Origin of the sequence: Streptosporangium heterodermiicola (assembly GCF_051390675.1) — a bacterium.
Taxonomy (GTDB): domain Bacteria; phylum Actinomycetota; class Actinomycetes; order Streptosporangiales; family Streptosporangiaceae; genus Streptosporangium.
This window is the reverse complement of the sequence record NZ_JBPJSR010000001.1, coordinates 83,946-103,491: the sequence shown is the minus strand read 5'-3', so window position 1 is coordinate 103,491 and position 19,546 is coordinate 83,946. Positions and strand designations below refer to the sequence as shown.

Genomic DNA, 19,546 nt, shown 5'->3' with positions numbered 1-19,546 from the left:
TATCCACCTGGACACTTCGGACCCCGGATCAGCGGGCGATGCCGATGGAGACGGGAATGCTCCAGGGGCCGCAGTCGGACCCGAGCTGGAACACGCCGGTGTTGTCACAGCCCTGGACGGTGAAGGCGAATCTGTCGACCAGGCCGCCGTTGGTGGTGGTGCACGCCTCTTCGCGGCCTTCCCCGACGCAGTTCGACGGCGACATCAGGTACTGGCCGCTCCACGGGGACAGCCGGCCGGTCTTGACCCCGGTGGCCCTGCCGCCGTTCTTGTTCCAGCGGACGTTGAAGAAGTCCCAGTCGCGACCCAGGCCACTCCACTTGAAGACGATCCTGTCTCCCTTCAGGTAGACGCGAACCAGGGTGTTGTTCCCGAGGTTGGGGGACCAGCCGATCCGGCCGTTGCGGAAGCGCTGCCAGGATCCCCGCTTGTCGGGGTAGCCGGACTCCCTGGTGACGGGGCAGCCGTAGACGCTGTTCTCACCGCCGTTGGAGCGCCACAGTCCGCCGATGAGGCTGCCCGGCCCCGCCACCAGGGAGGCGTCACACGCGCCACCGGTGGTGGAGGCCCGCGCGGGACCGGCGAGGGCCCCCGCCGCGACCGCCGCCGTGAGCAGGGCGGCCATGATTCTTCCGGTCCGGGTCTTCCGTACGCCCGGCCTGCCTGGATACGGCATCCGATCTCTCCCGCCTGTCGGTGTCGTCTCGCCTTCCTCATGGTCGGGCGCGGACGGCCGTCGCACATGCGTGCGGGCACGGAGGTGTTGGCACGGTCCAGGGACGGAGGTCAGGGGTGAGGGGCGGGGGCGCGAGTCAGCCGATCTCGCCGCGCAGGTAGGCGAGGACCGCCTGCACCCGCCGGTGGTAGTCCGGCGCGACCGGCAGGTCGAGCGTGCTGAGCAGGTGACTGATGTGCGCCTCCACCGTGCGCGGCATCACCTTCGCCCGTGCGGCGATCGCCCTGTTCGACAGGCCCTCGGCCATCAGGGCGAGGATCTCCCTCTCGCGCTGGGTCAGGTGCGGCAGCCGCGCACCGCCCCTGCGGCGCATCATGTCGGCCACCACGTCCGCGTCGACGATGTACTCGCCCAGGTGGATCCGGCGGACCGCCTCGGCGAGTGCCTCCACCCCCGCGACCTTGTCCTTCAGCAGGTAGCCGACGCCACGGCCGTCCTTGCCCATCAGGGTGAACAGATCGCGGGTCTGGAGCTGGGACGACAGCAGGAGCACGCCCAGGCGCGGGTCGGCGGCGCGCAGCTCCACCGCCGAGCGCAGTCCCTGCGTCTCGCCCAGCGGCGGCATCCGGATGTCGACCACCGCCACGTCCGGCCGATGACGGGCCACGGCGTCCATCAGGCCGGGCCCGTCACCGGCGTCGGCCACGACGTCGATGCCCGACTCACGCAACGCGTCGACGAACAGCTCGCGCAGCAGCGGGGAGTCCTCGGCGACGACGACCCGGGGAGCCGCCGGGTCAGGCGGGGGTGGGTGCGGGAGGTTCACGGGGGATTACCGCCTCAAGGTTGGTCCCGCCGCCCGCGGGACTGGACAACGTCAGTTTGCCGCCCGCCGCCGCGACCCGGTCGGCCAGCCGCGCCAGGCCCGAGCCGGGCGAGACGGTGGCGCCGCCCCGGCCGTCGTCGACGACGCTCAGGGTCACGTCGGCGCCGGTCACCCGCGCCTCGATGCGGGCACGTGTCGCGTGCGCGTGCTTCATCGCGTTCGTCAGCCCTTCCGCGGCGACGAAGTAGACCGACGCCTCGGTCAGCGGATCCAGCCGAGGCAGCGCGTCCAGGTCCAGGGTGACCGGGACGGGACACTGCCGCCCCAGTTCCCGTACGGCCGTCACGAGGCCCGCCGTGGTCAGCAGCTGCGGATAGAGGCCGCTCGCCAGGATCCGGATCTCCTCGATCGACTGCTGCACGTTCTCAAGCGCCTGGACGAGCCGCTCGTCGGCCTTGTCCGGGTCGGTCCTGAGCGCGCCGCGTGCCATGTCGATGCGTAACTTGGCCGCCGTCAGCAACGGCTGCGCCCCGTCGTGCAGGTTGCGCTCGATGCGTTTGCGTTCCTTGTCGGCCGCCGCGAGGATGCGCGCCCGGCTCCGGCGTACCTCCTGGAGCTGGGCCTCCACCGTCGCCGCCAGCGACTGGTTCGTCAGCGCCAGACCGGCCGCGGCCGCCACGATGTCCAGGACCTTCGGGTCCTCCCTCAGCAGCGCGTCGTGGATCAGCACCGCCTCGCGCGGGCCGCCGACCGAGGTCACGGCCTGCCACGGCTCGACCTTCACCAGGGCTCCCCCGGCGTCCAGGAAACCGGCCGGCGCGCGGTAGGCGAGACGCAGCGAATCGTCGCGCAGTGACCTCGCCAGCAGTTTCTCGACGTCGCCGGCCCGGGTCAGGGCGCGCATCTCGTTGAGCAGCCGGTTGACCGCGCCGTTGCCGAGATAGAAGTACAGCGTGCCGGCGAGCAGGGCCAGGGGGACCGAGGCGTACATGACGTCGTAGAACCGCAGGAGCCCGTCGCGAACCGCGCTGTCCCTGGGGAACGGGCCGGCGTTCAGGATCAGCCCGATCACCGCGACGAACCCGGTGGCCAGCACGAGCAGGATCACCGGCGCCAGGAGCCGGCGCATCAGCAGGCGCCCGGTGATCCAGCGGCGGAGGAGCGCGACGATCAGCCCGACGGCCACGACCGTGGCGGCGGCCTGGGAGGTGTCCTCGGCCAGCCCGCCGACCACCGGGTGCTCGCGGACGAACAGCATGCCCGGCGGGGTGTGATCGTCGTCCGACGTCTGGTCCATGAAGAAGGCCACCGCGACGCCCATCTGGGCCGCGAACGCGTAGGCGACGGCCATCAGGGCCTTCTGGACCCGCGTCTCCAGCCGCCCGGTGGGGAACATCAGCAGCAGGTGCGTGACCACGGCGCCGGAGAAGGCGACCAGGAACTGGCCGATCGTGTGCGGCCACGCCTCGTCCGACAGCTGGAGGTCCTCGGCGAACATCGCGATCCCGGCGACCAGCATCATCGGGCCGATGGCGTTCGCGCTGTACCTGTAGTGCGCGACGACACCGGCCGACAGGTACAGGACGCCGGTTACCGCGTGCATGACGACGCGGAAGGGGTGGGACGCCGGATACAGGGCGGCGGCGGTGGTCGTGTAGGTGCCGAGGAGGAGCCCGGCCGCCGCGACACACCAGATCACCGTGTCGGACTCCCACCACCGGGGCCGCCCCTCCGCCGACGCGTCAGCCATCCGGCCCGCTTTCGCCGCTTTCGCCGCTTTCAACGCTTTCACCGAGAACCGCGGAAAGCGCCGCGACGGACAGGTGGTCCTTGAGTACGAAGCCCCGGGCCCCGCTCCGCCCGATGAGCGATCCGTAGGACGAGGCGTCCCTGATCGAGGTCAGTACGACGGCCGCGCCGGATTCCACCATCGCGGGACAGACGTCGAACCCACTGGCGTCGGGCAGCTGAACGTCCAGCAGAACCACGTCCGGGCTCAGCCGCCGGGTCGCGTCGAGCCCGCCGAGGCCGCTCGCCGCCTCGCCGACGACGGCGAATCGTTCGCCGCCGAGCAGATCGCGGGCGACGGCGCGAAAGAGCGGGTCGTCGTCGACGATCAGCAGACGTTCCGGGGGCACAGCGTAACTGTGACGCGTTCCGCCGTTTCGCGCATCCGTGCTGGCCCCGATACGCGACCCGGCGACCCGATGGCCCGGCGGCCTCGGTTGCCGTGGTCCCGCCGGCCACGAGGCCGCGTACACGGCCTGACCACCACGCCGAAGGTGTCCGCAGAAACGGGGCAAGCCCAGCCCGCGGCTTCGGAACGCTGGGCCGCCCGGGACACTCCGGCGGTGTTTGATGACCAGAAGTGGCCAGCTTGCCCGGATCGTCCGTTCGGTTGGCACACATCCGTGACAATCGGCTCATCGGCCCCTGGAACGGTCCCGTCTCAGGAACGGTCCCGTCTCAGGAACGGTCCCGTCTCAGGAACGGTCCCGGCGAGAGCCGTCACCCGGGAGCGGGAGTGATCTCGGAGGGAGAGGCAGGCACATGGGCGTGCGTCCGCTCGGTATAGACGGTGCGTGGGTCTTCGAGCCGGAGGTGTTCGTGGACGAGCGAGGGAGCTTCCACGAGTGGTTCCACGGCGGGACGTTCGGCGGGGCGACGGGGCAGGGGCTGGCCCTGTCACAGGCGAACCTCTCGGTGTCGCGTCGCGGGACGGTGCGGGGGGTGCACTTCGCGGACGTCCCGCCGGGGCAGGCCAAGTACGTGAAGTGTGTGCGCGGATCGGTCTTCGACGTGGTGGTCGACCTGAGGGTGGGGTCGCCGACGTTCGGGCGGTGGGAGTCGGTGGTGCTGGACGACGCCGACCACCGCTCGGTGTACGTGTCGGAGGGGCTGGGGCACGGGTTCATGGCGCTGAGCGACGAGGCGATGGTGGTCTACCTGTGCTCCGAGGGCTACGCGCCGGGACGCGAGCACGGGGTCGACCCCTTCGACGGCGAGCTGGCGATCGGCTGGCCGGGCGGGACGACGCCGCTGCTGTCGGCCAAGGACGCGACGGCGCCCTCCCTCGCCGAGGCCGGGCGGCGCGGCCTGCTCCCGGCGTACGAGGAGTGCCGCCGTTTCTACGCCGGGCTCCGCGCCTGAGGCGGCGCCGCACCGCCACTCCCCGAGCGCGGAGCGGTGCCCCCACCGCGACGAGGGCCGTGACGGGAGTCACGTATCGGAAGGCGTTCGCCGTCCGCCGTCTTTCCCCTCGTGGGTGGTCGGGACATCGCCGCCCGGATCAGGGTGATCCTCGCGCGACCGTCCGGGCCCTGCCGGTGCCGGTTCGCACCGGTACCGGTTCCGGCCCCGGCTTCGGTTCCGGTGGCCCGGTCCGCGGCCTCCGGCGGGTGACCGGACCGCTGAGCCGGCGGCGTCGACCGGCCCGGTGAACCGATGTCGCCGGCCGGTCCGGTGCGTCGATGGTCGCCGATCCGCCCGTTCCCGGGCGTCGCATCGGCGGATGCTCCGGACCCGGCCCCGGGTATGTGGCGCCCCCGGGGCCACTCCCGGTGGAGTAGCCCCGGACCCCTCTCCGCGGAGGAGGCGGGGAACGCGGCGCCCGGTCTACTGTTCGGGCATGAGTCGCATGCGCGGACGGCGCGGTCGCGTGCGCGGATCGCGGTGGCGCCCGGGCCGTGGAGTCTGTCCATCGCCTCCAGCTCGGCCCAGAGGTCACGCAGGGCGCGGAGGCGATGAACGTGATCTCCGAGGCCAAGGAGAAGCCTGCCCAGGGGGGTTCTCGAACCAGCACCCCGCGACTTTCCAGGATCGAAAAAGGCCCGGAGAATCCTCGGAACCCTTGTTCACGCTGTCCCTCTCGGGAGCGCGGCGAGAATCAGGTCCACCACCGCGTGCGGCTGGTCGGCGTTCACCATCCGGGTCGTGACCCCCGCCGAGGGCGGCGAGACCACGAAGCAGCCGGACCGCGACCCCACGGTCACGCTCGCCACCTCCCAGCCGTCGCGACTGTGCGCGATCAGCTCGAAGCGGTCCTCTCGCGGAACGGAAGCGGCCGATGGCCGCGAAGGTGCAGCTCCACGTAGTGAATGATCGACGTTCGAACACCGTGCACACTGACCAGCCGCGCGAGATCAATCGACCCCTCGGGGGGTTCTCGCCCGGCAGGGCTCGGCTGCGTCCACGGAGGTGGTGTACGAGTTTTCGCAGGTAGTGGGCGTGGCACCGGGACAGGAGGCAACACTGATCAACGGCAGCCACCCAGAGAAGCAAGAAGGCCGCCAAGGCCCCCGGGCTGGGGCTTTGGCGGCCGTTTCGTTCGATCCTTGATGGATGGTGGACGATACAGGGATTGAACCTGTGACCTCTTCCGTGTCAGGGAAGCGCTCTCCCGCTGAGCTAATCGTCCTCGCTGAAAACCAGAGGTGGAGACGGGATTTGAACCCGTGTAGACGGCTTTGCAGGCCGTTGCCTCGCCTCTCGGCCACTCCACCGAGTGGGGGGCGGATGCCCCTTTTCCGAGCGGAAGACGGGATTCGAACCCGCGACCCTCACCTTGGCAAGGTGATGCTCTACCACTGAGCCACTTCCGCGTGTCTCCGGGACCGGCCCGGACTCACGCTGAGAACTCTAGCGAATACCCGGCGACTCCCCAAACCGAATACGACCGGTATCTTGAGATGTAAGGAGCCAGCAAGGGTTTCACCAGTTACCACGGCTTCACCCTACGCGAGAGAGTTGACAGCATGCGCGACGACGAGGTCGTGAACATCGGGCCCGAGCCGCTGAGCTTCGAGGAGGTCGTCAGGGTCGCCAGGCACGGCGCCCCCGTACGCCTCGGCGACGACGCCGTGGCCGCCATGGCGGCGGCCCGCACCCGCGTGGACGAGCTGGCCGAGAGCCCCACCCCCGCCTACGGCGTCTCCACCGGGTTCGGCGCCCTCGCCACCCGGCACATCGACCCCTCGCTCCGCGCCCAGCTGCAGCGATCCCTCGTACGCTCGCACGCCGCCGGTTCGGGACCCGAGGTCGAGATCGAGGTCACCCGGGCGATGATGTTGCTGCGCCTGCACACCCTGGCCACCGGCCACACCGGCGTGCGCCCGAAGACGGCCAGGGTGCTGGAGAGCCTGCTCAACGCGCGGATCACCCCCGTCGTGCACGAGTACGGGAGCCTCGGCTGCTCCGGCGACCTCGCGCCGCTCTCCCACGTGGCCCTGACGATCATGGGCGAGGGTGTCGTCCGCGACGCCGCGGGGGAGCGGGCCGACGCCGCGGAGGCGCTCAAGCGGGCGGGCATCGAGCCCGTGGAGCTGGTGGCCAAGGAGGGGCTCGCGCTCGTCAACGGCACCGACGGCATGCTCGGCATGCTGATCCTCGCCATGGACGACCTCGCCCGCCTGTTCAGGACCGCCGACGTGAGCGCGGCCATGAGCGTGGAGGCGCTCCTCGGCACCGACCGCGTCTTCGCCGCCGACCTGCAGGCCCTGCGCCCGCACCCCGGGCAGGCGGCCAGCGCCGCCAACCTGAGGGCCCTGCTCGGCGGCTCGCAGATCATGGACTCCCACCGGGACGGCACCTGCACCCGCGTCCAGGACGCGTACTCCCTCAGATGCGCCCCGCAGGTCGCCGGGGCGGCCCGCGACACCCTGGCGCACGCCGCCCTGGTCGCCGGGCGGGAGCTGGCCTCCGCGATCGACAACCCGGTGGTCCTCGCCGACGGCCGGGTGGAGTCCAACGGCAACTTCCACGGGGCCCCCGTCGGCTACGTGCTCGACTTCCTGGCCATCGCGGTCGCCGACATGGCGAGCATCTCCGAGCGTCGCACCGACCGCATGCTGGACGTGGCCCGCAGCCACGGCCTGCCCGCCTTCCTCGCGGACGACCCCGGCGTGGACTCCGGCCACATGATCGCCCAGTACACCCAGGCGGCGGTGGTCTCCGAGCTCAAGCGCCTGGCCGCGCCCGCGAGCGTCGACTCCATCCCGAGTTCCGCCATGCAGGAGGACCACGTCTCCATGGGCTGGTCGGCCGCGCGCAAGCTGCGCCGCTCGGTGGACGGCCTCACCCGGGTGCTCGCGGTGGAGGTCCTCACCGCCGCGCGGGCCCTGGACCTGCGCGCCCCGCTGCGGCCCGCCCCGGCCACCGGGGCCGTGGTGGACGTGCTGCGTCAGTCCGTACCCGGCCCCGGCCCCGACCGCTTCCTCGCCCCGGAGATCGAGACGGTGGTCCAGCTCGTCGCGGCCAACACGGTCGTCGCCGCCGCCGAGACGGTCACCGGCCCCCTGTCGTAAAGCCCGTCACCGGCCCGAAGGGAGGGCGGCGATCACCTCCACCTCGATGAGCAGCCCCGGCCGGAACAGCGCCGAGACCTCCACGGTCGTGCTGGCCGGGGGTTCGCCGGTGATGAAACGCTTGCGCACGGCCCCGTACTCTCCCAGCAGCGACATGTCGGTGACGTGGCTCCGGATGTGGGTCACGTCGTCGAACGTGCAGCCCTGGTCGGCGAGGACGCGTGACAGCAGGTCCATCACGTACTCGGACTGGCGCGTCATGTCCCCCTCGCCGACCACCTTCCCCTCCTCGTCCAGCGCCACCTGCCCCGAGACGAACAGCAGGCCCGCGGCCCTGGTGGCGTGGGAGTAGAACCCGTTGGTGGCGGGAACCGTGGCGGGGTTCAGCCTCTCCACGCCGGTACGGCCCTCCGGCACGCCCTGACCCACCCGCTCCGGCCGGTCCGCCCCCGTGGGACCGGCCGCGGCGACGTGCGCGAAGATCGCTGTCAGGTCCGCCCCGCCGAGCCCGGCCGCCACCGCGCCCGCCAGCCTGGTCCCGGCCGCGGCGGCGAGGGTCTGGGTCCCGTGCGCGGCCAGCCCCACGTCCTTGGCCGCGAGGCCGAGGGCGTAGCGCGTCTCGTACGGGCCGCTCTCGACGGCCGGGCGGACCCGTTCGACGAGCGGTCCCAGCGGGGTGCCGCCGAGCACGTCCAGCAGGGTCGCGGTGTCCACCCCGGTGGCCCTCGCGTACGCGACGGTCTCGGCGAGCAGCACCTGGGCGGGCACCAGCGCGCCCATGACGGCGAGCTTCATCGCCGCGCCCGCGCCGGGGCCGCCGACCTCCAGCACCCGGCCGAACACCTCCAGGACCTTCCGGCAGCGGGCCAGGTCCTCCGGCAGGCCCCCGGCCAGCACCGTCAGGGTGCCGTCCCCGGCCGGTCCCACGCTGCCCAGGACCGGCGCGTCGACCAGCCCCGCCCCCGTGGGAAGCAGGTCGCGCAGCCAGGCCACGGCCTCGGGCCCGATCGTCGACATCTCCACGACCACCGTCCCCGGCCGCAGCCCCGGTGCCGCGTCCGCGAGCACCCGCCGTACCGTCGCGGGGTCGCTGAGCATCGTGACGACCAGGTCCGCGCCCGTCACGGCCTCGGCGGGCGACGCCGCCGGGGCGGCACCCTCGACCGCGCGAGGGGTGCGGTTCCACGTCTTCACCGCGTACCCGGCCGTCACGAGCCGCCGGGCCATCGGGGCGCCCATGCGCCCCAGACCGAGAAAGGAGATCATGCGCTCCACGCTACGAACCCGGCAGGCATTCCACCAGCGACTAGATTGCATGTGAGCCATGCGAGGAGGGAATGTGTTCGACGTCGAAGGACTGCGCCTGCTGGACACCGTGGCCCGCACCGGGTCGTTCACCGCGGCCGCCGCCGGGCTCAACTACACCCAGTCCGCCGTGTCCCGCCGCATCGCCGCGCTCGAACACCGCGCGGGCGGCCCGCTGTTCGAGCGGCTGCCGCGCGGGGTGCGGCTCACGCCCGCCGGTGAGGCGCTGCACCACCACGCCCAGGTCGTCCTGAACCGGCTGACCAGGGCGGAGGAGGAGCTGGCCGGGATCCACGGCGGCTACCGGGGGCGGCTGCGGGTGGGGGCTTTCGCGACCGCCAACGTCGCGCTCGTGCCCGGCGCCCTGCGCGCGTTCCGCGAGGACTTCCCCGAGGTCGAGCTCGTCCCGGTCGAGGGGCCGAGCGGGAGCCTGCTGCGCCGCATGCGCGAGGGCGGCCTGGACGTCGCGGTGGTCAGCGACTACCCGGCCGAGCTGCCCCGCGAGGAGGAGATCGAGATGGTCGAGCTGGCCGACGACGAGCTGCTCGTCGCGCTGCCCCGCGATCACCGGCTGGCGGCGGAGGAGATCGTCGACCTGCGCGAGCTGCGGGAGGAGACCTGGATCGAGGCGCCCCCGCCGGGCCGGGCCACCGCGCTCGCCGCGGCCTGCGCCCGCGCCGGGTTCGCGCCCCGCGCCACGGTCAGGATCGCCGAGTGGACGGGCAAGTTCGGGTTCGTCGCGGCCGGGCACGGCGTCACGCTCGTCCCCGCCATCGCCGCGTACGCCGTACCGGCCGACCTGGTGCTCCGCTCCCTCGGGGACCTCGCCCCGCGCAGGACCGTCTACGCGGCCCTGCCGCCCACCCCGCTGCCCGCCGCCCGCACCCTCGTGCGGCTGCTGGCAGGACGGGCGGGAGAATAGGGCGGTGCATGACTCTTTTGCGCATATATCCGGATATCTGGCCACCGGCCTCCGGGATCTCACCACCGATCTCGCCGCGCTGGACGGCGAGGGCTGGTGGGCCGTCGTGGTCGACTACGAGGGCAAGGTGACGTGCGCCAGGTTCGGGGACGTCCGCCGGGCGCCGCTGCCCGTGCCGCGCGGCCCCTGGCGCGGGCCGCACCCGTCGTCGTGGCGCAGTTCCCTCGACCGGGCCGCGTACGAGGAGGGGGTGCGGCGCGTCCGCGCCCGCATCGAGCGGGGCGACGTCTACCAGGCCAACCTGTGCCGGGTGCTGAGCGCGCCGCTCCCCGCCGGGGAGGCGCCGGACCCGACGGCCCTGGCCGTACGGCTGGCGGAGGGCAACCCCGCCCCCTACGCGGCCACGGTGAGCCTGCCGGGGCTGAGCGTCGTGTCGGCCTCCCCGGAGCTCTACCTGTCCAGGGACGGCGACGTGATCGAGTCCAGGCCGATCAAGGGGACCGGGGTCACCGCCGGGGACCTGCTGGAGAAGGACTACGCGGAGAACGTGATGATCGTCGACCTCGTCCGCAACGACCTGGGCAGGGTCGCCGCGGTGGGCTCGGTGAGCGTGCCGGCCCTGTGCGAGGTGGAGGAGCACCCCGGTCTCGTGCACCTGGTCTCCACGGTCCGGGCGAGGCTCGCGCCGGAGTACGGGTGGCCCGAGCTGTTCTCCGCGACCTTCCCGCCCGGGTCGGTGACCGGGGCCCCGAAATCCTCGGCCCTGCGAATCATCGATGAGCTCGAACCCGAGCCGCGCGGGCCCTACTGTGGAACCGTGGGCTGGGTCGACGCCGACCGGCGCCGGGCGTCGCTGGCCGTGGGGATCCGCACGTTCTGGTTGTCGTCCGACGAGATCCGCTTCGGCACGGGCGCGGGCATAACCTGGGGTAGCGATCCGCGACGCGAGTGGGACGAGACCGAGCTGAAGGCCTCCCGGCTCATCGCGCTGGCATCAACATCAGGTTCAGAAGGAGTCGTATGAACGTACCTATATGGCTTAACGGGGCACTCATCGCCCCGGATCGGGCCGTCGTCTCGGTGTTCGATCACGGCCTGATGGTCGGTGACGGCGTGTTCGAGACGATCAAGTGCATGGACGGCGCCACGTTCGCGCTCACCCGCCACCTCGACCGGCTCACGCTCTCGGCGCGGCGGATGGACCTGCCCGACCCCGACGTGGACGCGATCGCCGACGGGATCCGCGCCTGCCTGGCCGAGGCCCCGCCGTGGCGGCTCGGCCGCGTCCGGGTCACCTACACCAGCGGCCCGGGGCCGCTCGGCTCCGACCGGGGCGACCAGGGCTGCACGACCGTGGTGATCGTCGACGAGCAGAAGGCGTTCCCGGCCACCGCCGACGTCACCGTCGTGCCCTGGCCGCGCAACGAGCGCGGCGCGCTCGCCGGGGTGAAGAGCACCTCCTACGGCGACAACGCCAAGGCCCTCTTCTTCGCCAAGGCCAGGGGCGGCGGCGAGGCGATCTTCGAGAACCTCGCGGGAGACCTCTGCGAGGGCACCGGCAGCAACATCTTCGTCGTACGCGACGGGCGGCTGCTCACCCCCACGCTCGCCTCGGGCTGCCTGGCCGGGGTCACCCGCGCGCTCGCCCTGGAGTGGTGCGGGGGCATCGAGGAGGACGTCCCGCTCTCGGCCCTGTACGAGGCCGAGGAGGCGTTCCTGACCTCCACCACCCGCGACATCCAGCCGATCCGCGCGGTCGACCGGACCGTGCTGCCCGCCGCGCCCGGCCCGATCACCGCCAAGGCGATGCAGATCTTCGCCGAGCGCTCCGCCGCCGACCTCAACCCCTGAGCCCGGTCCGGTTCCCGGGGTTCCCGGTTCCGGTGAGGGCGCGCCCTCACCGGAACCGGCCGATCGTCCGGCGGGCCAGATCGTCCGGCGGGCTAGTAGGACACCTGGGTCTGCGCGTTCAGCTCCTTGAGCCTCACCTTGGCGGCCGGATCGGTCAGCGGGTCGTCGATGCGGAGCACGTCCAGGCCCTTGGTGATGTCGCTTGAGTAGATGTGGCCGTTGTAGTAATACGCCGACCACGAGCCGCCGACCCCGGGCACCGGGCCCCGCTCGAAGAAGCCGATCTCCCGGGGCTCGGCCGCGTCGGTGAAGTCCCAGACGGACACCCCGCCCTGATACCACGACTGGACCATGATGTCCTTGCCCGGCACCGGCAGCAGCGACCCGTTGTGCGCGACGCAGTTCTCCTCGGGCGACTGCTCCCTCGGGATCTTGAAATAGCCGCGGAGCGTGAGCTCGCGGTCCTCGCTCAGGTCGTACACGGCGTTGGCGCCCTTGGTCTTCGGGGTGTTGGCGTCGCAGGTCGCGCTCACGCCGCCGCCCAGCTCGTCCCCGAAGACGACCTTGGTGGCGTCGTTGTTGAACGTCGCCGAGTGCCAGATGGCGAAGTTCTCCTTGTCGCTCACGTGCTGGAGCACCTTGGGGTTGACCCGGTCGGCGATGTCCAGCAGGATCCCGTCGCCGAAGCAGGCGGCGGCGGCGAGGTTCTTCTCCGGATAGACCGTGAGGTCGTGGCAGCCGCCGATGGCCCCCTCGACGGCCTTCTCGGAGAGCGCCGGCTGCGAGACCACCTTGGCGTTCTTCGGGGCCTTGACGGGCACCTCGACCACGGAGATCTTGTTGTGCGGGGGCGGGCAGGTCGTCGTACCGGGCTCGGGGCCGGGGGAGGAGATGTAGAGATAGACCGTGTCCGGGCTCTTGCCGGGGACGAGGGTGTGGGTGTGCGAGCCGCAGTCGGTCCGGACCGCCGAGACGAAGGTGGGACGGGTCTTGTCCGTGATGTCGAAGATCCGGATGCCCTCCCAGCCGTCCGCCTCCGGCTCACCGCGCTGGGCGTCGCACTCCGGGCCGCCCCGGGCGGAGTCGATCGACAGGAACAGCAGGTTCCCGCTCACCGAGATGTCGTTCTGCTCGCCGGGGCAGAGGACCTGGCTCGCGACCGAGGGGCTCGACGGGTCGGAGATGTCGAAGACGCTGAAGCCGTCGAAGTTGCCGACGAACGCGTAGTTGTCCTGGAAGGCCAGGTCGGTGCCCCACGACTGGGGCCCGTTGAGCGGGGCGCCGGGGGGCACGTTGGCCAGGTGCGTGATGTTGTCGCTGTGCGTACCGTCCCCCGAGATCCCGGAGGCGGGGCTCTCCGGGACGCCAGGGGACCCCTCCGGGGTGGCCGGGGCCGTGGTGGGCGCGGCCGCTTCGGACGGTGGCGAGGCGGAGGGGGTCGGATCCGCCCCGCACCCCGCCACGAGAAGTAGCGCGGCCAGGACGAATGCCACGGTCGGTCGCACGGTGCCCCCATTACGTCGGTCCACTTGCCCCATTATTGAAGCTATGCGGAGGATGCGTGTGCCGAGTCAGGGTATCGCGGTGATCATGATGGCAGCGGTTCTCGGGGGATGCGCGGGGGCCGGACCGGAGCGTTCCACCCCGCTCGTCGCCGAGTCCGGCGCGCCCGTGATCATCCCGGGCGGCCCGGGGGAGGCCGGTCGCGTGGCGCGGCCCGGCGAGAGCCTCGGCGAGTCCGAGGCGCGCGTCACCGCGGCCGACGTGCGGTTCGCCGAGGGCATGATCCCGCACCACCGGCAGGCACTGGAGATGGCGGCGCTGGTACCGGCCCGGACGTCCTCGCCGGTGCTGCGCAGGCTCGCCGAGCGGATCACCGCGGCGCAGCGGCCGGAGATCGCGGCCATGACCTCGTGGCTGGAGGCGGCCGGGCGTCCCCCGGGCGAGCACGGCGGTCACGACGACCACGCCCTGTCACTGGAGGAGATGAACCGGCTCAGGGCGGCCAGGGGAGCGGCCTTCGACACCCTCTTCCTGAACCTCATGATCACCCATCACGAGGCGGCGGTGACGATGGCGGGGCTCCAGCTGCGCGAGGGCACCGACCGGATCATGCTGGCCACCGCGAAGGACGTCGTCTCCGGGCAGGGCATCGAGATCGCCCGGATGCGGGACCTGCTCGGGCCGGGGGCGTAGCCCGGCACGCGGTCCCGGTACGCGGTCCCGGCACGCGGGATCCGCTCAGGCCGGGGCCCGGCGGCCCCGATCGGGCGGCCGCCGTGGCCACGGGGGCCGAGGGCCCGTCAAGAACTCCAGAGCATGTTGCTGAGCTCGGCGTCCAGGTCCATGAAGTCGGTCTCGCGACCGGCGGGGACCAGCTCGTACGTCCGGTGCAGGAACTCCGTGAGCGGGGCCAGGGGCACCTCGAACAGGGCCTGCCCGAACGGCGACGTGAGGCTTATGTGCAGCGTGCGCTCGCCGTCGGCGCGTGCCGGCCACACCTGCACGTCCCCGTCGCCGACCCGCCGCACGATACCGACCGTGAGCAGCTCGCGAGCGAAGATCCACTCGACCGGCTCGTCGTTCCCCACGTGGAAGGCCATCCTGATCGCGTACGGATCACCGGCGGTGTAGCTGAGCCCGGCGAGCAGGGGGACGGTGGTACGGTCGGGGACCACAAGCCGAAGGCCTAGCTCGGCAGAGACGGTGGCGCTGTTCATCGTCAGCCAAACCTTTTTCGTCGTCGGTCCCCTCTGCGGGGCTTTCACTGCTCTCACTGCTCCGAAACGGCGTCGTTCCTCGCGGGCTATCACGCGGAACAAAGAAACCTGTAGGAAAGATTCCGCCTCCACGCCCTTCTGTAACACACATCACAGCGCGACATTTGGGCATCTACCTGGCTAAACATCACCAACAGGGCCGTATTTGCAAGGGTTTTGCGTCTCGTTTTGGTCACCGTCGACTCCCCGGCGGGGCGTCTCGGGTGATTCGGGTCGAGCGAGGGTCGTTCGGTGCTTCTACGGATCAGGACGATGCTATGACACCGTAGCCCCCCGCCGGATGCATCCTCAGACCTTTGCCTCCCGACCGTGTCGTCTTTCAAGATCATTTGGTTGGCGGATACCGCTTCGCGAGCACTCTCGGATTGCTGTATGGTTTTCCACGTCGGCACCGTGAGGGGCCGCACAGGGCGGGCGATTAGCTCAGCGGGAGAGCGCTTCGTTCACACCGAAGAGGTCACTGGTTCGATCCCAGTATCGCCCACACTAGCAAGTCGCAGGTCAGAGCCTCCTGGTTGACGTCAATCGGGGGGCTTTTTCCATGTTCGGACATCTCGTACGGCCGAGGCCCGACGGGCCGTGCCCAAGGCGTGTTCGGGGCGTGCTCAAGTTCGGGGCGTGCTCAAGGCGGGCTCGGGGCGGGCACGTCCTGTCCGCGCGAGGTCCCGCAGGCTGTCCGCGCGAGGCCCTCAAGGCGCGGGTGGCGGCGCCGTGACGCCCGCAGGGCGCTGAACGGCGCCGCGCCCCTCCCCTTCCTCTCCGGGGGCGGGTCCGCGCCGCTGTGGCGCCCTCAGAGCCGAAGGGGCGACTGGGCCCGGAGAGGTGGAGGGTGCGGCGGGCCCTGGCTGTCGGTGGCCGGTGGCATCCTGGGGGCGTGAGAGCCCACACGGTAAGCCCCCTGTTCGTCGGCCGAGCCGACGAGCTCGCCGTCCTGGGAGACGCGCTCGCCAGGGCGCGCTCCGGGTCGGCCTCGACCGTGTTCGTGGGAGGCGAGGCCGGGGTCGGCAAGACCCGCCTCGTCCGCGAGTTCACCGAGCGCTCGGACGGCGCCCTGGTGCTGGTCGGCGGGTGCCTGGAGCTGGGCACCGACGGCCTCCCCTTCGCCCCCTTCACCGCGGTGCTGCGCAAGCTCGCCCGCGACCTGGGCCACGACGGCGTCGCCGCGCTGCTGCCCGGCGGGGCGACGCGGGGGCTCGCCCGGCTGCTGCCGGAGTTCGGCGAGCCGGAGAGGGAGGGCGCCGAGGCCAGGGCCAGGCTCTTCGAGCAGGTCCTGGGCCTGCTGGAGCGGCTCGCCGAGACCCGGCCGACGATCCTGGTCATCGAGGACGCCCACTGGGCCGACCGCTCCACCCGCGACCTGCTGTCGTTCCTCGTCCGCTACCAGCGCTCCGACGTGCCCCTGCTGACCCTGGTCACCTACCGGGCCGACGAGCTGCACCGCACCCACCCCCTGCGCCCGCTGCTGGCCGAGCTGAGCCGGGTCGACTGGGTCACCCGGCTCGACCTGCGCAGGCTGAGCCGCCGGGAGGTGGACCAGCAGGCCGCGAGCATCCTCGACGGCGAGCCGGTCGCCGATCTCGACCTGGTCTACGCGCGCAGCGAGGGAAACCCGCTGTTCGTCGAGGCGCTGCTCAGCGGGGGCGAGGGCGAGACGCTGCCCGACTCGCTGCGCGACCTGCTGCTGGCCAGTGTCGAGCGCCTGCCCGAGGAGACCCAGGAGCTGATGCGGCTCGCCGCCGCCGGCGGGGCGCGGATCGAGCACACGATGCTCTCGGCCGTCGCGGGGGCCGACGACGGCGAGCTCTCCCGCCTGCTGCGCCCGGCGGTGGCGGGCAACGTGCTCCTGGTCGACGGCGAGACGTACGCCTTCAGGCACGCCCTGATCCGCGAGGCCGTCCACGACGACCTGCTGCCCGGTGAGCGCACCCGCCTGCACACCCGTTTCGCCGAGGCCCTGGAGGGAAACCCCGGCATCCTGCCCGCTCCCCGGTCGGCCATCGAGCTCGCCCACCACTGGCACGCCGCGCACAACCCCCTCTGGGCGCTGATCAGCGCCTGGCACGCGGCCGCGGCCGCGAGGAAGACGGCGGCCTACGACGAGCAGCTGCGCATGCTGACCCGGGTCCTGGAGCTGTGGGAGGCGGTCCCCGACGCCGCGGAGCGGATCGAGGCCGACCACGTCGACGTGCTCCGGCAGGCCGTCACCGTGGCGCACCTGGCCGGGGAGTTCGAGCGGGGCATCTCCCTCGCCAAGGCGGCCCTGCGGGAGATCGACACCGCCACCGACCCGATCCGCGCCGCCCGGCTGCTGCGGCAGCGCGGGCTCGTCAGGTACGACCTCGGCAGGGCCGGGTTCCTGGAGGATCTCCGCACCGCCGTCTCGCTCGTTCCCGCCGAACCGCCGACCTCCCTGCGCGCCCAGGTCCTGGAGAACCTGTCGCGCATGCTCAGCGACCCCGCCGACTGGGCCGAGAAGGAGTCGCTCGCCGAGGAGGCCATGCGCATCGCCCGCGAGGCCGGCAACGCCGACATCGAGGCCCACGCGCTCGTCACGCTCACCTGGGCCAGGTGCCGATACTCCCGGATGGAGGAGCAGGTCGTCGCGTTCGCCGAGGCGCGGAAGATCGCGAGCAGGGCCAGCACCTACCACGCGCTGATGCGGGCCGTCATCTCCGAGTCCGACGCCCTGGAGGGGGCCGGGTGGCACGAGCGGGCCGCCGAGGTCGCCCGCGGCGGCATCGCCGACGCCGAGGCGTACGGCCTGGCCCGCACGTCCGGCGCCTTCCTGGCGATCAACCTGGTCGAGCCCCTGGTCTCCCTCGGCCGCTGGGACGAGGCGTCGGAGGTGGTCGAGCGCGGCCTGGAGGTCACCCCGCCGGCCCCCTACCGGGCGAGCCTGGAGGCCCTGGCCGCCGACATCGCGCTGGCCCGCGGGGAGCTCGGCCGGGCCGACGCGCTCTTCCGGTCCTCGCGGGCCGTGTTCGCCAGGGGCACCTACCGGGACCAGACGATCCTGCCCCAGCTGCGCAGGGAGATCGAGCTGCTGGTGGCGCGGGGCAGGGACGACGAGGCGTCCGCGCTCGTCGAGCGGACCCTGGACGAGCAGGACCTGGAGGGCAGCCCCCGCTACGTCTGGCCGCTCCTCCTCACCTGCCTGCGTGTGGTCGCGCCCTCGCCGTCCCCGCTGCCCCGGCTGCGCGCCGTGGCGGAGCGGCTCGGTCCGGTGGAGGGGGAGCTCCAGAGGGCGCACAGTCTCACCTTCACGGCCGAGGCCGCCCAGGCGGAAGGGGTGCCCGACCGGGGGGCGTGGGAGGCGGCGGCCGCCGCCTGGGCCGCGCTCCGCCAGCCCTACGCCGAGGCCCGCGCCCTGCTCGGCGCGGCACGGGCCGCCGTCGCGGCGGGGGAGCGCGACGAGGCCGCGCCTGGCCTGTCCCGGGCGGCGGAGCTCGCGGCGCGGGTCGGGGCCCCGCCGCTGGCCGCCGAGATCGGCTCCCTGGCCAGGCGGGCCAGGATCCCGCTCTCCGGGGAGCCCGTCCCCGCCGAGCCGGCCGCCGAGCGGGCCGGGCTCGGGCTCACCGCTCGCGAGCACGAGGTGCTGGGCCTGGTGGCGACCGGCCGCAGCAACCGCGAGATAGCGGGGGAGCTGTTCATCTCGGCGAAGACCGTGAGCGTGCACGTCTCCAACATCCTCGCCAAGCTGGGCGCCTCCTCGCGCGGCGAGGCCGCGGCGACGGCACACCGGCTGCGCCTGTTCGAACGGTGAAACGTCACCACGTTTCACCTTGCTATCCGTTGAGCCACATATTTCCAGCTGAATAGTTCAAAACAGCTCTTTATCTCGCATCCTTTGGGTCTCGTGCCGAGAGGTGCCCGGCTCCTGAGCCTTGGAACGGCACCCTCCGGGCCGGTCGGCGACCGCGAGGACCGCGCCGCGCGGGCCGTGTCGTGCGGGCCGTGTCGTGCGGGCGGCGTCATGTGGGCGCCCCCATATATGGATGTGCGGGGCCGCGTCGCACAGGTGACGTCCTGGAGACGTACGGACCGAATCCTGCGGGCGGTGTCATGGACACGCGGACCGCGTCATACAGGCCGGGACGGGCGGGCTCGCGGGTTCCGGCCGCCCGCCTCCGTCGCGCAAGCCGTTCCGTCCCGGTGGTGTTTCGGGCATGTGTCCCCGGGCCTCGCCGTGCCGCCGGTGCCCCCTCCGCCCCACCCCGCGGGGGCCTTCCCGAGCTCCCCCGAGCCCCTCGCGCGCCGGTCGGACGAGGGGCCGGAAGGCCCCCGTAGCAGGCAGATCGGCCGGATCGCACGCGGGGCCGTACCCGGAAGTAAGCCACCCTTCTCGACCCGTTGACGCGGCCGTAGCACGTATGTAACATTTGGCCAGCGCAATGCAAAAATATTGCAAAGTCCTGTTAAATTCTCTCTGTTCTCCGCAACTTACGGCAGTGATGTGCTGCGCCGGCACATCCCTCCCACCCCTCCGGAGAGGCCCCAGGTGATGTCGTTCTCGGCATTGCGCGGTCGGTCGCCGCCATGGCGGCCCCGGTTGCGACACTCATCGCCCCCGCGCCGACGCTGACCGGTACGGCCGTCACGGCCCGCGCCCGGCAGAACGTCCCGCGCCGCCGCCGCAGCCGGTAAGGGGCCCGGGGTTCCGGACGTCCCCCGTCCGGTACCCATCGACAGAGCTCACCGAATCCGACGTTCACCCATCGCTCGTCCCGCCGGTCGTCTCCACGAGAGGAACGCCGGCGTACACGGCGAACAGCACCCCCCAGCGACGAACGAGGCACGGCTCGCGGATCGGCCCGCACAGATCACCCGGCCGGCCCGTACGCCGGATTCCGACGACCCGGAGGAAAAGGGTCAGAGATCCGCGTC

At 72.1% G+C, this 19,546-nt stretch carries 15 protein-coding genes and 4 tRNA genes; 8 read left to right on the top strand and 11 right to left on the bottom strand.

What is annotated here, in order from left to right; translation table 11 throughout:
• Positions 1-28 precede the first annotated feature (28 nt).
• The 4 genes from ACSC1Q_RS00445 to ACSC1Q_RS00430 all read right to left on the bottom strand — a co-directional run bounded on the left by ACSC1Q_RS00445 (position 29) and on the right by ACSC1Q_RS00430 (position 3,640).
• The gene (locus ACSC1Q_RS00445; protein WP_436756618.1) at positions 29-625 is read right to left on the bottom strand and encodes an LGFP repeat-containing protein; all 597 of its coding nucleotides are present in this window, start codon (positions 623-625) and stop codon (positions 29-31) included.
• A 187-nt stretch (positions 626-812) separates the two neighbouring features.
• Positions 813-1,502 (bottom strand): response regulator transcription factor, encoded by a 690-nt coding sequence (locus ACSC1Q_RS00440; protein ID WP_436756617.1) that lies wholly within the window; start codon positions 1,500-1,502, stop codon positions 813-815.
• The gene (locus ACSC1Q_RS00435) at positions 1,474-3,252 is read right to left on the bottom strand and encodes a sensor histidine kinase (RefSeq protein WP_436756616.1); all 1,779 of its coding nucleotides are present in this window, start codon (positions 3,250-3,252) and stop codon (positions 1,474-1,476) included. The genes ACSC1Q_RS00440 and ACSC1Q_RS00435 overlap by 29 nt, the downstream gene beginning before the upstream one ends.
• The gene (locus ACSC1Q_RS00430; RefSeq protein ID WP_436756615.1) at positions 3,245-3,640 is read right to left on the bottom strand and encodes a response regulator; all 396 of its coding nucleotides are present in this window, start codon (positions 3,638-3,640) and stop codon (positions 3,245-3,247) included. The genes ACSC1Q_RS00435 and ACSC1Q_RS00430 overlap by 8 nt, the downstream gene beginning before the upstream one ends.
• Positions 3,641-4,052: 412 nt before the next feature.
• Between ACSC1Q_RS00430 and rfbC the strand changes: the two genes are divergently transcribed.
• Positions 4,053-4,652 (top strand): dTDP-4-dehydrorhamnose 3,5-epimerase, encoded by a 600-nt coding sequence (rfbC, locus tag ACSC1Q_RS00425; RefSeq protein ID WP_436756614.1) that lies wholly within the window; start codon positions 4,053-4,055, stop codon positions 4,650-4,652.
• Positions 4,653-5,356: 704 nt separating this feature from the next.
• Here the strand turns inward: rfbC and ACSC1Q_RS00420 are convergent.
• The 4 genes from ACSC1Q_RS00420 to ACSC1Q_RS00405 all read right to left on the bottom strand — a co-directional run bounded on the left by ACSC1Q_RS00420 (position 5,357) and on the right by ACSC1Q_RS00405 (position 6,103).
• Positions 5,357-5,494 (bottom strand): hypothetical protein, encoded by a 138-nt coding sequence (locus ACSC1Q_RS00420; protein ID WP_436756613.1) that lies wholly within the window; start codon positions 5,492-5,494, stop codon positions 5,357-5,359.
• Positions 5,495-5,844: 350 nt separating this feature from the next.
• Positions 5,845-5,919: transfer RNA gene (locus ACSC1Q_RS00415), tRNA-Val, on the bottom strand.
• Between the two features lie 14 nt (positions 5,920-5,933).
• Positions 5,934-6,004, bottom strand: a tRNA-Cys gene (locus tag ACSC1Q_RS00410).
• A gap of 27 nt (positions 6,005-6,031) precedes the next feature.
• Positions 6,032-6,103, bottom strand: a tRNA-Gly gene (locus ACSC1Q_RS00405).
• 153 nt (positions 6,104-6,256) lie between these two features.
• On the opposite strand from ACSC1Q_RS00405, the gene hutH reads away from it, so the two are divergent.
• A complete protein-coding gene (gene hutH / locus ACSC1Q_RS00400) occupies positions 6,257-7,804 on the top strand; it encodes a histidine ammonia-lyase (protein ID WP_436756612.1) in 1,548 nt (515 codons plus the stop codon).
• Between the two features lie 6 nt (positions 7,805-7,810).
• Here hutH and ACSC1Q_RS00395 read toward each other — a convergent pair whose 3' ends face one another.
• Positions 7,811-9,070 carry an NAD(P)-binding domain-containing protein gene (locus ACSC1Q_RS00395; RefSeq protein WP_436756611.1) on the bottom strand — a complete coding sequence of 420 codons (1,260 nt, stop codon included), beginning with the start codon at positions 9,068-9,070 and terminating at the stop codon, positions 7,811-7,813.
• 73 nt (positions 9,071-9,143) lie between these two features.
• On the opposite strand from ACSC1Q_RS00395, the gene ACSC1Q_RS00390 reads away from it, so the two are divergent.
• From ACSC1Q_RS00390 to ACSC1Q_RS00380, 3 genes are read left to right on the top strand one after another with little or no spacing between them, the layout of a single operon-like run.
• Positions 9,144-10,031, top strand: coding sequence for a LysR family transcriptional regulator (locus ACSC1Q_RS00390; protein ID WP_436756610.1), 888 nt, complete (start codon positions 9,144-9,146; stop codon positions 10,029-10,031).
• A 4-nt stretch (positions 10,032-10,035) separates the two neighbouring features.
• Positions 10,036-11,055 carry a chorismate-binding protein gene (locus ACSC1Q_RS00385; RefSeq protein ID WP_436756609.1) on the top strand — a complete coding sequence of 340 codons (1,020 nt, stop codon included), beginning with the start codon at positions 10,036-10,038 and terminating at the stop codon, positions 11,053-11,055.
• On the top strand, positions 11,052-11,882 hold the full coding sequence (locus ACSC1Q_RS00380) for an aminotransferase class IV (RefSeq protein WP_436756608.1): 831 nt from the start codon (positions 11,052-11,054) through the stop codon (positions 11,880-11,882). The genes ACSC1Q_RS00385 and ACSC1Q_RS00380 overlap by 4 nt, the downstream gene beginning before the upstream one ends.
• A 92-nt stretch (positions 11,883-11,974) precedes the next feature.
• On the opposite strand, the gene ACSC1Q_RS00375 is transcribed toward ACSC1Q_RS00380, so the two are convergent.
• Complete coding sequence (locus ACSC1Q_RS00375; RefSeq protein ID WP_436756607.1) at positions 11,975-13,420, bottom strand: LVIVD repeat-containing protein; 1,446 nt, start codon at positions 13,418-13,420, stop codon at positions 11,975-11,977.
• Positions 13,421-13,472: 52 nt separating this feature from the next.
• Here ACSC1Q_RS00375 and ACSC1Q_RS00370 point away from each other — a divergent pair, with 52 nt between their 5' ends.
• On the top strand, positions 13,473-14,078 hold the full coding sequence (locus ACSC1Q_RS00370) for a DUF305 domain-containing protein (protein WP_436756606.1): 606 nt from the start codon (positions 13,473-13,475) through the stop codon (positions 14,076-14,078).
• A gap of 107 nt (positions 14,079-14,185) precedes the next feature.
• Here ACSC1Q_RS00370 and ACSC1Q_RS00365 read toward each other — a convergent pair whose 3' ends face one another.
• A complete protein-coding gene (locus ACSC1Q_RS00365) occupies positions 14,186-14,602 on the bottom strand; it encodes an SsgA family sporulation/cell division regulator (protein ID WP_184547867.1) in 417 nt (138 codons plus the stop codon).
• A 472-nt stretch (positions 14,603-15,074) separates the two neighbouring features.
• On the opposite strand from ACSC1Q_RS00365, the gene ACSC1Q_RS00360 reads away from it, so the two are divergent.
• Positions 15,075-15,146 (top strand) — tRNA-Val (locus ACSC1Q_RS00360).
• 390 nt (positions 15,147-15,536) lie between these two features.
• Complete coding sequence (locus tag ACSC1Q_RS00355; RefSeq protein ID WP_436756605.1) at positions 15,537-18,425, top strand: helix-turn-helix transcriptional regulator; 2,889 nt, start codon at positions 15,537-15,539, stop codon at positions 18,423-18,425.
• The last annotated feature ends 1,121 nt before the right edge of the window (positions 18,426-19,546 follow it).